The 13,726-nt window shown below is 56.7% G+C and carries 14 protein-coding genes; 4 read left to right on the top strand and 10 right to left on the bottom strand.

Annotated elements, in window-relative coordinates:
- Positions 1–23 precede the first annotated feature (23 nt).
- On the top strand, positions 24–728 hold the full coding sequence (locus tag O3C79_RS13750; protein ID WP_494383559.1) for a hypothetical protein: 705 nt from the start codon (positions 24–26) through the stop codon (positions 726–728).
- A complete protein-coding gene (locus tag O3C79_RS13745; RefSeq protein WP_494383558.1) occupies positions 725–2,794 on the top strand; it encodes a tRNA(Met) cytidine acetyltransferase TmcA in 2,070 nt (689 codons plus the stop codon). The genes O3C79_RS13750 and O3C79_RS13745 overlap by 4 nt, the downstream gene beginning before the upstream one ends.
- Here O3C79_RS13745 and O3C79_RS13740 read toward each other — a convergent pair.
- The 5 genes from O3C79_RS13740 to O3C79_RS13720 form a co-directional block, all read right to left on the bottom strand.
- On the bottom strand, positions 2,772–4,142 hold the full coding sequence (locus O3C79_RS13740; RefSeq protein ID WP_494383557.1) for a class I SAM-dependent DNA methyltransferase: 1,371 nt from the start codon (positions 4,140–4,142) through the stop codon (positions 2,772–2,774). The two genes, O3C79_RS13745 and O3C79_RS13740, sit on opposite strands and share 23 nt — an antisense overlap.
- Positions 4,143–4,356: 214 nt before the next feature.
- A complete protein-coding gene (locus O3C79_RS13735) occupies positions 4,357–5,757 on the bottom strand; it encodes a sigma 54-interacting transcriptional regulator (protein ID WP_010322444.1) in 1,401 nt (466 codons plus the stop codon).
- Positions 5,758–5,760: 3 nt separating this feature from the next.
- Positions 5,761–6,261 (bottom strand): hypothetical protein, encoded by a 501-nt coding sequence (locus O3C79_RS13730; protein WP_494383556.1) that lies wholly within the window; start codon positions 6,259–6,261, stop codon positions 5,761–5,763.
- Between the two features lie 3 nt (positions 6,262–6,264).
- Positions 6,265–7,683, bottom strand: a complete 1,419-nt coding sequence (locus tag O3C79_RS13725) for a sensor histidine kinase (protein ID WP_494383555.1) — start codon at positions 7,681–7,683, stop codon at positions 6,265–6,267.
- 142 nt (positions 7,684–7,825) lie between these two features.
- Positions 7,826–8,032 (bottom strand): dodecin, encoded by a 207-nt coding sequence (locus O3C79_RS13720; protein WP_494383554.1) that lies wholly within the window; start codon positions 8,030–8,032, stop codon positions 7,826–7,828.
- A gap of 192 nt (positions 8,033–8,224) precedes the next feature.
- Between O3C79_RS13720 and O3C79_RS13715 the strand changes: the two genes are divergently transcribed.
- The gene (locus tag O3C79_RS13715) at positions 8,225–9,145 is read left to right on the top strand and encodes a hypothetical protein (RefSeq protein WP_494383553.1); all 921 of its coding nucleotides are present in this window, start codon (positions 8,225–8,227) and stop codon (positions 9,143–9,145) included.
- A gap of 3 nt (positions 9,146–9,148) precedes the next feature.
- Here the strand turns inward: O3C79_RS13715 and O3C79_RS13710 are convergent, their stop codons facing one another.
- The 3 genes from O3C79_RS13710 to O3C79_RS13700 form a co-directional block, all read right to left on the bottom strand.
- Positions 9,149–9,652, bottom strand: a complete 504-nt coding sequence (locus tag O3C79_RS13710; RefSeq protein WP_494383552.1) for a DnaJ domain-containing protein — start codon at positions 9,650–9,652, stop codon at positions 9,149–9,151.
- Positions 9,653–9,699: 47 nt separating this feature from the next.
- Entirely contained in the window at positions 9,700–11,418 is a 1,719-nt protein-coding gene (olsF, locus tag O3C79_RS13705; protein WP_494383551.1) for a bifunctional ornithine lipid synthase OlsF, read from the bottom strand.
- 90 nt (positions 11,419–11,508) lie between these two features.
- Complete coding sequence (locus tag O3C79_RS13700) at positions 11,509–11,682, bottom strand: hypothetical protein (RefSeq protein ID WP_175612031.1); 174 nt, start codon at positions 11,680–11,682, stop codon at positions 11,509–11,511.
- A 61-nt stretch (positions 11,683–11,743) separates the two neighbouring features.
- On the opposite strand from O3C79_RS13700, the gene dinB reads away from it, so the two are divergent.
- The gene (dinB, locus tag O3C79_RS13695; RefSeq protein ID WP_494383550.1) at positions 11,744–12,835 is read left to right on the top strand and encodes a DNA polymerase IV; all 1,092 of its coding nucleotides are present in this window, start codon (positions 11,744–11,746) and stop codon (positions 12,833–12,835) included.
- Here dinB and O3C79_RS13690 read toward each other — a convergent pair whose 3' ends face one another.
- Both O3C79_RS13690 and O3C79_RS13685 read right to left on the bottom strand, forming a co-directional pair.
- Positions 12,836–13,177: a HopJ type III effector protein gene (locus O3C79_RS13690; protein ID WP_494383549.1), complete on the bottom strand. Its 342-nt coding sequence runs from the start codon at positions 13,175–13,177 to the stop codon at positions 12,836–12,838.
- 93 nt (positions 13,178–13,270) lie between these two features.
- Positions 13,271–13,594, bottom strand: coding sequence for a hypothetical protein (locus O3C79_RS13685; RefSeq protein ID WP_010322435.1), 324 nt, complete (start codon positions 13,592–13,594; stop codon positions 13,271–13,273).
- Positions 13,595–13,726: the final 132 nt, after the last annotated feature.

Genomic DNA, 13,726 nt, shown 5'->3' with positions numbered 1-13,726 from the left:
GGGATAAAGGTGAGGATGCCGGCATGGACTCGGTTTTTGTGGAACAGCTAAAGCGCAGTCGTTATCTGGTCACCCTGTTGATGGTGCTCAATGCGTTAGTACTGGCGCTGACAGCAGGTGGCGAGACATCGATGGGGCTGAAGCTGCTGGCCGGGCTTGCACTGGTGGTGAGCCTGGTCCTGTTCATGGTGCTGCGCAACAGAAGCATGAGCCGTGCCGTGACCCAAGCCAACGAGCCAATGTTGGCGGTTGACCCAAACACCGGTATCGCCACCGAGCACTGGTACCGCCACATGCTGGCGCTTGAATGCCGGCGTGCCGTACGTGAATTCAGCCCGCTCACGGTTATGCGCATTAGCATGGGTGAAAATGTAAAGCGCGAACACCTGTTGCAGTTGATCCGAGTGCTCAGTGAAGAGTTGTCACGCCCGGGTGACTTGATTGGCTGGGATGGTGAGCATGAGGTTGGCGCCGTGCTTCCCGCCACCAATGAGCACGCGGGCGCGCTTGCTCAGCGCTGTTACGAGCAGATTCTTGAGCACACCGACATAGAGTCTTCTGATCTCTGGCTAGTGTCGCAAACATTTCAGCCGCGTGGCAGCCTGAACCTTGCCCGTGTATTGGAATATCTGGGCAACCGAATGCAGAGCGAGCAGGAGCCTGGTGTCTATTATGAAGCTGAGCATGTCACCAGCCCTGACGATAATATGATGTATTCCGAGGGATGAGTCTGGCGTCTTTTTTACGGCGCCTGCAGCACTCCCGACAACGCGTTTTGATTTGGGCTCAGGGGCCGCGTCAGCTGGTGCGTGATCGGCTTGAGCGTGATCTGCTGCCACTCCTTCAAGGCGAGGGACTGCTGGTATCCGGCCAGCCACTGTCCTTCCTTCATCCCATTGAGGCCCGTCAGGCTCAGGGCTTTCTGGGTCAGACACTTGATTACCTGCTGTTTGATGCCTTTGACGGGTTTAACCCGAACGCCTTTGGTCAGCTCTGTGGCACCCTGCGGGGCGGTGGCGTTCTGGTGTTGATAACGCCAGAACCAAATGAGTGGGGCGAATTCGCAGATCCCGAGTACCATTCGCTCTGTGTCGAACCTTATCAGCCAGAGCTGATTCGGGGGCACTTCCTTAAATACCTGGTGGGTTGCCTGCAGGCTTCTGCCCACCTGGTTCAACTGACACCCGAAACCCTGGTGTTGCCAGAGCACTGGCCAGAACCTGAGAGTGAGGCACTGCCTGAGGGGCCTTGTCTTACCGGCGATCAGGCAGGTGCCGTGCAGGCGATTCTGCAAACATGCCAGCGCCGTCGCCACCCGCTGGTGCTCACGGCTGATCGTGGGCGCGGCAAGAGTGCGGCTTTGGGCATTGCCGCGGCTGAATTGTTGCAGCAGGGGCGAAGTGTTCTTGTAACGGCGCCGGATAAAGCCGCTATTGCGTCGCTTATGACTCAGGTCGAGTTGGCGGCACCAGAGAGCTCGCAGGCGCTAGTGTTTCTGCGCCCGGATGAGATATTACGCCAGGCGCCGGTGGCTGAGGTGCTGCTGGTGGATGAAGCCGCTACGATTCCTGTCCCCGTTCTGACCGCGCTGCTGCGGCGGTACGCGCACGTGGTGTTTGCGACCACGCTGCACGGATATGAAGGCAACGGCCAGGGGTTTGCTCTCAGGTTCCTGAAAAGGCTGCGTGAGACGGGGCAGGGGTTCACGGAATTGCATCTCAAAGCCCCCGTTCGCTGGCAGGCACCAGATCCTCTGGAAGCACTGTGTAATCGACTGTTATTGCTCGATGCCGATGCGCCCACTCCGAGCCTTTCAGGCACTACCGTTTTTGAACAGGTGGACCGAGCTGAATTGGCTGCTGATTCTGAGCGTTTGAGTGCCATTTTCGGTTTGCTGGTGCTGGCGCACTACCGCACCACGCCGGGTGATCTGCGTATCCTTCTGGACAGTCCCAATATTGATGTTTTTGCCTTGAGCCTGGAAGGGCAGCCAGTCGCATGCGCACTGGTGGCACGGGAAGGACCTTTGGCTCCAGAGCTTACCGAAGCGATCTGGGAGGGTCGTCGCCGACCCCGGGGGCATTTGCTGCCGCAAACACTGGTAGCACAAGAAGGATGGCGCGAAGCGGCTCAATGGCAAGGCTGGCGCGTGGTGCGCATTGCTGTACACCCCTCCGCCCAGCAAAAGGGACTTGGCCAAAGGCTGTTGCAGGCGATCGAGCGAAGCGCAAAGGCGGAAGGGGCTGATTACATGGGGGCCAGCTTTGCCTCTGAGCCCGGATTGCTGAGCTTCTGGCAACAATCGGATTATTGGCCTGTGCGACTGGGCGAGCAGCGCGACCCGGTGGCGGGCAGCCATGCCTTGCTGGTGGTGAAACCGCTCAGTGATAGCGTCTCAGCCTGGTTTGCCGAGGCGCGTGAGTGGTATCGACAAAGCCTATTGCTGCGCCTGACTGGGCAGCTGGCTGATCTGGAAGCGGTCTATCTGCCGGCCTTAATGCGAGGGCTGGATTCTGAGCCTCTGGACGCTTCAGCACGTGAGCGTTTGCTGGGTTTCGCCCGAGCGAACAGAACGCTGGAGTCCAGCCTGATGCCGTTAACCCGGCTGGTGCACGCAAGTTTGCCTCTGTGGCATCAGCTGGAACTGTCCACTGCCGACCAGCAACTGCTGTGTCAGCGTATTCTGCGTCAGCAGGCGCAGTCCGCACAGCTTCAGCCAGTCGGTAAGAAGCCTCAGTTGGAGCGATTGCGTCAGTTGTGTGAAGTGTTGCTTAAGACGGTCGACGCAGAATAATCAGAGCCCCTTCCAGCATGTTGCCCTGCTCGCGACGCAGCGGAAACGCCTCAGCAACACAGACTTCATAGCCCTGCTCTTGTGCTTTTGTCAGCAGTTTCTGGGCATCGTGACGGAAACGGCCTGATGCATCCAGCATGACCCCCTCGGGGTGACTGCAGGTTTCCAGTGTGAAGGCAAATAATCCTCCTGGCGTGAGCGCATTAAAGGCTGCTTGCAGCACAGGAGACAGCTCGCCGGTATAGATAAGCACATCTGTCGCGGTAATGAGGTCCGCCTGCCAGGGCTTGCCAAGAGTGCTCATGAGGTCGGCATGCAAAAGCTCGGTATAGACGGACTTTTCAGCCGCATGTGACAGCATCTGCTGGGACAGGTCGCAACCAATCAGGTTTCGAGGCTGAAGAACGGGCTGCAATGCCTGCCCGCATAGTCCTGTGCCGCAGCCAAGGTCCAGCAGGGTGTTGATTGCTCCGTGGGTGAGGTCTGGAAGACGCTCGGCCAGCAGGGTGGGTGCTTGATAGCCCAGTCGCCCGGTCAGACGTTCCTCGAACGCATCAGCATGCTGATCATAGAGACCTTCCACGTAAGCATCGGGGGCCTGGGCGGTGCACTCGCCCGCTGCAGCGCTGAGCATATGGCGTACGCTGACATTGCTCGGGTCCAGCTCCAGTGCGGCCTGGTAAACAGGTGTGGCCAAAGTGGCGAACCCCTCTTCAGCCATATAGTCTGCGACCTGTGTCAGCCAGTATGCGGCCTGGTTCGTCTGTTGACCGTATTCGATAACGGGCTTTATCTGGTTGAGGATGGCCGCGTTTAATGCCCATTCAGCCTCGGCATCAAGACTGTTCAGAGCTGGCTCGAGCAGCGCCAGCGCCTGTTGATTCTGTTCAGTGTGCCGAAGTGCGACAGCCAGTGACAGGCGGGCTTCGGGGTGCTGCTGCAAGCTGGTGAAGCTATTCAGGTGCGCGATGATAGCGGACCAGTCACTACGCTTTTCCAGTGCACCCAGTAGGTTCAAGTGAAAGGCCAGCTCCTTGGGCTGGTATTCGATTGCCTGTTGCAGTGCCTCGCAGGCGCTCTCCAGTCGGCCCCGCGCCTGAAGGACCAGTGCCAGATTGCTCAATGCCTGGGCTTTGAAGCGGGCGGCAACAGGCAGGCGGCTGGCCTTATGCAAGTCCTTGGTGGCGGCGAGTAGCTGACCGGCCTTGAATTCGATCAGGCCGAGCAGGTGACGGGCGTTGAAATCGTCAGCACGCACAGCCAAATGTTGACGGCAGATGGCGGCAGCCGCCGGAAAAGCCTGTTGGTTCATTAAAGCCAGGGCTTCGTTCAGTGAGGGAGCAGACATGGAGCAGCCATCCGTTCAATCAGGAAAACAGGCGCATGGTATTAAAGCAGTGGCAAAAGTCCAAGCCTGAAAGCGAATTTGGGTGCTGGGTGCTTGGCAGGTATTAGCGCAGGTATTGGCGCAGGAGTGGGGTGGTTGAGCGGGTAACGAAAAACTGCCTGATCCCGGTGAGCTGTCACTCCGGGTCAGGCAGTTTGGCAAGTATGGTTCAGCCTTAGCTGGCTTTACGCGTCTTGCGGGTTTTCTTCAGCGCTTCTTTCTGTGCTGCCACGGCAGCTTTGGCATTGGCCTTGAACTGAGCGGCTTCCAGCTGGTGCTTGTTCAGCAGCTTGTAGAAGTCGGTACGGTTGCGCTGGGCGATGCGGGAGGCGTGAGTCACGTTCCCTTCAGTGATCTGCAGCACCTTGATCAGGTAACGACGTTCAAAGTCGGCACGGGCCTCATTGAACGAGGGGATAACCCTTTCCTGGTTGGCCAGCGCTTTGGATACCAGGCCTTCCGGAATGATCGGTGAGGGGCTGAGTGCGACCACCTGCTCCATCACGTTTTCCAGCTGGCGGACGTTACCCGGCCAGGCGGCCTGAGCCAGCAGGTGCAGTGCGCCCGGAGAAATGCCTTTCACCTTGCGGTTATGCTTCTGCGAGGCCAGTGTCAGGAAGTGACGTGCCAGCAGTGGAATGTCTTCGGGACGTTCGCGCAGCGGCGGCAGTTCCAGATTAACCACGTTGAGGCGGTAGTAGAGATCCTCGCGGAACTCCTGGCTCAGCATGGCGGTTTCCAGGTCACGGTGTGTTGCCGAGATGACGCGCACATCAATCGCAACCGATTCGGTAGAACCGACCGGACGAATAACGCGCTCCTGCAGTGCACGCAGCAGTTTTACCTGCAGGGCCAGCGGCATGTCGCCGATTTCGTCCAGGAACAGGGTGCCGCCCTGGGCCGCACGGAACAGGCCGGAGTGCTGGTTGATGGCACCGGTGAACGCACCTTTGGTATGACCGAAAAGTTCGGATTCCAGCAGCTGCTCGGGCAGGGCGCCGCAGTTGATCGCTACGAACGGCTGGTCGGCACGCGCACTTGCCTTATGAATGGCTCGCGCTACCAGTTCTTTACCGCTGCCGCTGGGGCCGGTAATCAGTACGCTGACATCAGATGCTGCTACACGGTGGGCCTGGTCGAGAACCTGCTCCATCGGGCCGCTGTGGCTGATGATGCCCTCTCGCCAGCTGTGATCCAGACTGCGCTGAGAGCTGTTCAGAGCTGCCCGGACGGTATCCAGCAGGTGCTGCTTGTCGATCGGCTTGGACAGGAAGCCGAATACACCCTTCTGGGTCGCTTCGACGGCCTCGGGAATAGAACCATGTGCGGTAATGATGATCACCGGCAAATCAGGCTGTTCCTGCTGGATGCGAGTGAAAAGAGTGAGACCATCCATGCCGTCCATTTTCAGGTCGGTCAACACCAGGTCGTAATGCTGCTGGCGTACCTGGCCAATAGCCTCTTCACCGCTTTCGGCGCAATCGACCGTGTAGCCGGAGGCCTCAAGGCGCATCTCCAGCAACTTCAGCAGAGCGGTATCATCATCAACCAGAAGAATGTGGGGGGTTGATGTCATCTGTCAGTGCTCCTCACGCTGTTGCGTTATCTGTCGTTCCAAATCTGTCAGGGCATCGACCTGACGTTCAAGTTCCATTTTCTGCTGCTCCAGATCGTGGATCTGTTGCAGTGACTCCAACTGCAGATTGAGCTGGTGCTGGCGGTTAGCCAGGTACTGCTCGGCGGCGCACAAATCACTGGGATCAGATGAAATGCTGGCCAGCAGCTTGGCGGCACGCTCCAGTTGTGCCTGCGACTGTCCGGGACTACTCAGAAGTAGCGCATGAAGTGCGCTATGCTGTCGTCTTTCAGCGTCTCCCAAAAGCGCCTGCCTGTCACTAATTGTAGACGAAATAAAACGATGTTCATATTTTATCCATTCACTCAACTGACCGGTATCAAAACGGCAATGGCTGGGTGCTGGTGTTTTAACAGGCTCGCTGGTGCTTTTGATCGGCAACAACGGGCTCTGGCAGCCAGCCAACAGTACTAACGGAATGAATAACAGGGGCAAGCGTTGCATTGCTCAGGGCTCCAGGCTCGGCAGTTCCATAGTGAAGACGACCCAACGATCATGATTCTGGCTGATTTCCAGGTTGGCGTTGAGTGTCTGGCAGGCTTGAGCAGCAATGCTCAGTCCGATACCTGACCCCTTGAGCGGTCCCTTGCGTTTGTTCTGGCCCTGATAAAAGGGTTCGAACAGTCGCGATAAATCCTGTTCCGGGATGAGAGGCCCGGTGTTGCCGACAGCCAGTTTCAGCTTACCTTCATCCAGGCTGCCTTTAATCTCGATGCGTCCTTCTTCGTCCGCATAGTGTACCGCGTTGGATATCAGATTGCTGAGAATGCGTTGCAACATCTGAGAATCCGTAAACCAGTGGTCAACATTATTAAGGCCAATGCTCACCTGTAACTGTTTTTGTTCAATTTGCAGCCTGTGCGGTGCCAGCAGACGTTCCAGCATCGGCTGCAGGGAGATCTTGTCGCGCTGCAGGCTGCTGGGTTGTTGCAGGCGGTTGTAATCCAGTAGCTGCTCAATCAGTGACTGCAGGCTAATACTGTTTTGTTGCAAAAGGCTGACGATTTCGTGTTGTTTTGCATTGAGCGGGCCTGCCAGCTCTTCAGACAACAGGTCGGCGCCTTCGCGCAAGGTCGTCAGGGGTGTTTTCAGCTCATGAGAGATATGACGCAGAAAGCGTACCTTGTCCTCTTCCAGTGCTTGAAGGCGCTCGGCCAGCCAGTTGAGCTGACGATTTACTTCCACCAGCTCTTCAGGTCCCTTAAGTAGGGGCTTTGGGTTGCGCTCTCCTTCACCCAGGCTGCGAATACGACGGATCAATTGCTGTACAGGGCGGTTGATGCGACCGCTGAAAAAGAGAATCAGAATGGCGGTTGCCAATACCAGTGCCATCGCCTGCCAGCCGCTTTTGCGCTGTTCTTCCAGGGTTTGGGCTTCCAGTTCAGTCAGGCGGGCATCGAAGTGTTGATCGAGCTGTACGCTGAGCTGCTGGGTTTCGGTAATCAACTGCTCCAGCAGTGCGGGGTCGAACCGCGGTGGTTCTTCTTCCAAAGAGCGCTGGCTCAGAGTCTTCAGGTGGTCGCTCAGAGTGGCCGACTGCTGTTGCGGCAAGCCCGGCAGGGCACTGCCGTTCAGCAGGGTCTCGAAGGTATCGACCTGACTCAGCAGGCGCTCACGCAGCTCAACACGGTTGACAATGTCGTACTGGCGGGCGGAACGGACAATATCTTCAGCCTGTGTCAGCAGCTGCTCGGTCTGGCGACGGCTTTGCTGCATTTCGCGCGCGAGGGTGCGGGCGCGTTCGGACTGGTCAACCAGGGCGTTGCCTGACTGGTACATGAGCACAGCCAGGGGCACAACTGCCAGCACAAAGGCAAACAGGGTCAGCTGCTTCAATGAATGTGTGTGCCAGGGCAGGGAAAACATGTGCCGCGAGTGGTATTCCGGTTACCGGCTGGCGCGAAGGCGTCAGCATCAAGGGACAGTACTGTAGATCTGGGTGGATGAATACCAGATGAACCGAGACTGAACCCTGCCAAGTCTTTGAATATCAGGGAGTCAGCTTGTTTTACTCAAGCCTGAAGCCGATCCGCAAAACCACCTGAAAATGGGCAATATGTCCATTTTCAATATGCCCGCGCATCTCCTTCACCTCGTACCAGTTGATATGTTCAATGGTCTCGGCAGCCTTTGCAACGGCTTTGCGAATGGCGTCGTCATGACTTTCGGTGGAAGAGCCCGCAATCTCAATCAGTTTGTATACGTGGTCAGACATGGCTTGCTCCTTCTCAATGGTTGCATTCAGTGTAGAACAGGTTTTTATGTCTGAATGTTTGGCTGCCAGGCAAAAGGGGAGACATAATAAAAAGACTGATGGAACTGCAGGGTAGCGAGCATGATAGGTCGAAATTGGGTTGTAGCGGCATTGGCGGCTCCACTCATGATGTTGAGTGGGTGTCAGACGACAATGCTGAAACCCGGTGCACAGGATCAAATGCTGCGCGGGACGTTGATTGCAACTGAAGAAAAATACTGGTTTGAAAGCTGTCTGGGTGGTGAGCGCCGGCCGGTTCTGGCAATGACGGACGCGCTTAAGGCCAGTCATGAGAGTCAAAGCCTTGGCGATGAGTGGCCGGTCTATGTTGAAAGCCTGGGGCGTCAGGAAGCAGAGGGCGTCATGTTGACCCAGGGTTTCCTGGCGGGCGGTACTCAGCGTGCCTGTCGTTTCAATTTGCCTGATGTGGAGCTGCGTGCAGTCTCGGCCGATGAGCAGGTTATCTTCGATCTGACCGAGCGGTATATTCGCGTACAGTTTATAGATCGCTTGCTAATGCTGGCATTTGAGCGCCCCGAAGTGCAAGTCGAGGGCGAGGTCCGTCGTTGGGAGCAGTCAATGCAAGGCAGTGGTGAAAGCCAGAATACCTTACTGCTTGAAGTGCGCCCTGAAGCCTGTACGGGTAAACGTGGCGACTGGTATGGCCTGAGCATGGAGGCCGAGTTGAATAACCGCTATTTCAGCGGTTGTGCGCGTTTGGGTGACTTTGTGCACTGGCCCCTGCGCCAGCGTTATCAAACGCCCGACAGTGTGCAGACCCGTCGCATTGACTTGAGCCTGATGGCTGATGGTCAGCTGCATTGGCGTGAGGATTACATGAACGACCAGCCGTTACTGGAGCATGAAGGGCGATGGCGCCGGTTGTCACCCAGTCTGATACAGGTGGTGTTGGACGGTCAGGAAGCGCCGGACGCTGGCATGGTATTCAGGGTTGCAGACGATGGAGCCCTCAAGCTTGAGGGCTTTCATCCGGCCTACGGGCGGGATCTGGAGTTTGAATCCAGTGCGGGCCTGTTGAGATTTAATTCCGGTGAGCTGGACTGGTGGCAATAGGCATCAGTCCAGAAGACTGTCCCGAGCAGCATTAATCTGGGCGGCCAGATAAGCGCTGCCTTCTCGGTCAGGGTGTACCTTCTGCATCAAACGCCGGTGGGCGGCCAGTATCTCCTCCCGGTTGGCACCGGGCTTCAAGCCAAGCACGTCCAGCGCTTCCTCGCGGCTCATGCGGTTCGCGCTAGAGGTGTTTTTGCCGGAATGCTTGCCAGAACGCTGCTGGCCTTGCGGTCTCTTTTTTTGTTGTGACTGCCACCAGCGGGCCAGGCCCGGCAGAAAGCGTAACAACAGCGGCAGCAACTGCTTAAGGAAGGGCAGGGTCAAAGCAATAAGTGCGCCCAGCCAGTGCATTCGACCGGTGATGGCCAGTGCCAGCAGGCCAATCACCAGAAACAGCAGCACGAGTTTCCAGCTGGCGCTACGGCGCTGCTCCGGTGGCTGCTTCTGCCACCAGTACCAACTGCCCAGCGCAATGACTGCAAAAAGTACCAATCCCAAAGGGTGCATCATGTCTCCCGTCGCCGCGGCATTAGCGGTTCAGGAACACCCTGTGTTTAGCCATCCGTGCCGATATAGCGCTCGCGCTTGCGGGGCTTCACCTTGTGGGTGTCCACCAGAACCAGTCCGTCGATACAATAATTGAAGTCGGCATCCACACCGAAGTCGAGGAATGAGACTCCGCCGGGCTCACAGAGTTCACTGTACTGCTTGTACAGCGTGGGGACTGATACCCCCAGAAAATCGAGCTGCTGGCGCAGGCGGCTGAAGTCTTCACGGTAGTCGTTGCCTATAAAAACCGACTCTACCACGGCTTCAGCATCGGCATCGAGCTGGTAGGGGCTGAACGAACGCGCACGCGCTTCATGGTCAGGGAAGTAGTGGCGGTAAAACCAGACCAGCAGGTCGCGGGCACGTTTCGGGTAGCTGTGACTCAGGCTGACGGGGCCAAACATGTAGCGCACATCCGGGTGACGACGCAGGTAGGCACCGATCCCGTACCAAAGGTAATCCAGTGAGCGCTTGCCCCAGTAGCGTGGTTGTACAAAGCTGCGGCCCAGCTCTATGCCCTGAGCAAAGACGTCTTGCATTGAGTCGTTATAGTTGAACAGGGATTCACTGTAGAGCGGTTGATCCGGTGTTTTGACACGGACATGGCCCTCACCGATACGGTAGGCACCGGCAATTTCCAGATCTTCTTCATCCCATAAAATCAGGTGGCGGTAATACTGGTCGTAGCGATCCAGGTCACGTTTCTCACCGGTGCCTTCGCCTACGGTGCGGAAGGCTTCTTCACGCAGACGGCCAATTTCACGCATGACCACGGAGTCTGAGCGGTAGTCGAACAGATAGATCTTCTTGCCGTCATTGGTTTCGCCCAGCAGCTCTGCCTGTTTCAGCTCTTTTTTCAGGGCCTTGCGGTCCTGCGGGTGAGCGATGGTTTTTTCGGTGATAAACAGCGGCTGCTTGTTGCGGGCAATACGATACAGATGCTTTTTCAGCAACTTTGCCTTGTCACGGTTGGAGACCGGCAGGGCATCCAGCTGGCTGAACGCGATGGGTTCACCGACACGCACGGGTAGGGTGACGGAACGTTTGTTGAACATCTCGTGTGCCAGCATCAGTGTTGATGCAGACTTGTTCAGGTAGGACAGGCCATAGAACAGAGAGGAGTTGCGGCCGCCCAGGTAGACCGGCAGGATCGGCGCATTGGCCTTGCGCGCAAAATGCAGGAAACCACTGTTCCACTTGCCGTCACGAATGCCTGTGAGGCCCGCGCGGGACACTTCCCCGGCAGGGAATACCACCACCGCCTCGTCATTTTGCAGGGCATCTACGATACGGGCGATGTTTTGCTTGCGCGTGCTTTTGCCCAGGTTGTCGACCGGCAGAAACAGGTTCTGCAGGGCATCGAAGTTCATCAGCAGATCATTGGCGACAATGCGTACATCCCGTCGCACCTCACCCACCAGCTTCAGCAAGGCCAGGCCGTCCAGTGCACCCAGAGGGTGGTTGGCGATGATCACCACACGCCCGCTGGAGGGGATGTTCATCTGTTCCTTGTGGCTGATGGAATAGCTGAAATTGAAGTAGTCGAGAACGGCATCGATGAACTCGAAGCCCTGAATACCCTGATGAGTATCCAGAAAACGGTTGATCTCGTCTTCGCGAACCAGACGGCGAAGGCAAAACAGTGTCGAGCGTTTAACGGGAGCAGGCTTTTGTGCGAAGGCGGGGTATTTGTTGACCAGTACCTGTTCTACATTGATCTGCATGTTCAGTCACCTCTTTCACTTGCCGCTCTACACTATGGCGAACAGGTGACACCGAGGTGACTGGCAGGTGACTGCTCTGTGACAGCGGGATTAACTGTCTCTGTTTTTCATCCAGGGATCCTGTTCATCCTTGCGCCGGCCACGGTTCTGCCTGCGGTCGCTTTTGCCGGGCTCAAAACGAATGTCTTCGCGGCGGTCGGGTGTCTGGCGGCGGTCCGGATTTTTGCGTCGTTCGCGCCCTGTCCATTGTTCTTGTTCTGACATCGGCTTGCTCCTGCGCGTGATTCATGCGTGAATAGCGGGCTCAGACGTACAGTGTAAACCAATGAAATCAGAAGACCCCGCTTTTACAGCCCCGACCCTGCGCAAAATTATCCACCTGGACTGCGACTGTTTTTTTGCCGCTGTCGAAATGCTGGAGCACCCTGAGTGGCGTGATATCCCCCTTGCTGTTGGCGGTTCCGCCAGTCGCCGAGGTGTGATCTCCACCTGCAACTATCCTGCCCGCGAGTTTGGCATTCATTCCGCCATGCCCAGTGCCCGTGCGCTGCAGCTGTGTCCGCAGCTCAAGCTGGTATCCGGCAATATGGCACGCTACCGCGAAGTGGCTGAGCAGATCTTTGCCATCTACCGGCGTTTCACCGGTCTTATCGAGCCGGTGTCGATTGACGAAGCCTACCTTGATGTCAGCGATACGGACGCCCTTGGGGGCAGTGCAACGCGCATTGCTGAAGAGATTCGAACCCAGGTGAAGCAGGAAACCGGTATCACCGTTTCCGCCGGCGTGGCGCAGAACAAGTTTTTGGCCAAGGTGGCCAGTGACTGGAACAAGCCGGATGGACTTTGCGTGATTGCACCTGCGCAGCAGGCCGAGTTTGTGTCGCAACTGCCGGTCAAGAAGATACCGGGTGTGGGGCCGCGTACGCAGGAAAAACTGATGGGGCTGGGTGTAGGAACCTGTGCCGAGTTGCAGTCATTGTCACTGATCGAGCTGAAGAACCACTTTGGCAAATTTGGCGAACGGCTCTGGCAGTTGGCGCGGGGTGAAGATGAACGCGAAGTCAGAACCCACCGTGAACGCAAGTCGGTGAGTGTGGAGCACACCTTCAGCCAGGACCTGCCGGATCTGGAACGCTGCATGGATCAGCTGGAAAAGCTGATGGATGACCTGGAAGGGCGATATGAGCGCCATCGCGACTCACGGCAAATTCTGGGCGCGGTGGTAAAGGTGAAGTTCAACGATTTCACGCAGACCACGGCAGAGTGCCGTGTGGATGGGCCTGATCTGGCTATATTTGCCAGCTTGCTGGAAGAGGCCTGGATGCGAAAGCGCAGCGCCGTGCGTTTGATCGGGGTGGGCTATCGTCTGGGAGCGAAGGAAGAAAACGCGGAAGCCGAGCAGCTCCCGCTGTTTTGATCAGGCCTTGCGCTGCAGCGGTTGACCTTCGAACTTGATACCGTCCCAGCCGCTGATCATAAAGTTGCGGATGTTGCCGTGGTCAGTGCCTTCCGGTGTATTCAGTACGTCCTGATAGAAGCGGCCAAAGCATGCCAGAGTCTTAGCCTGGTCAAGCTCAAGTAGCTGGCCCAGTGCAAAAATTTTGCAGGAACCCTCGTTCTGACCGGCGTCATTGGCGACTTCACCGTTGCTGAACGCGCAGGGGGTGTAATCGAAATATTCACTGATTACGGCCTGGGTATCTTCAAAATCCAGGCTGTCATCCTGGCCGATGCGGCTGGCAAATTCTTCTGGTGTCATCGCTGTATCCTCTGAACGATCTGATGTGGCAATCTGCAAAGCGGGGCATTATGCCGTCACCGGATCGCTTTGCACAGAGTCAGTCCCCAGCAGTTACTCGACGATATCGGCGCTGCTGATTTCCACTTCATGCCCCGGGCCGGCATTAAACATCACGCTGTATTCCCCCTTGGGCTTGTCGAACTCGAATTCGCTGTATTCATTCATGCTGCCTTCCATTAGCGCGTTGCCATTGGCGTCCAGCACACTGACTTCAATGCCTGACGCTGAGGAGCCATCCGAAAAGCCACCTTCGCACAAAACCGTACCGTCGCCGTTGTCATAACAGGCGCAGAGTGGGGTGTGAGCCAGGGCTTGGCTGCTGCCCATGATTGCTGTCAGGGTTAGTGCTGTCAGGCCGTATTTGATTCGCCGCATGTTTCCAGTCCTTATGATCGGTTGTCGCAGGGTATTGAAAGCTATGTGATAAATATGAGAATGAATATCGTTATATCCTTGATTAAACAATATAGCATCACTATTATTTGCGTATCAATCTCATCTAGTAGA

This window comes from Marinobacterium sp. NO-S09 (genome assembly GCF_059179545.1).
The sequence above is the reverse complement of the archived record's forward strand: the minus strand, read 5'-3'. Positions and strand labels throughout refer to the sequence as shown.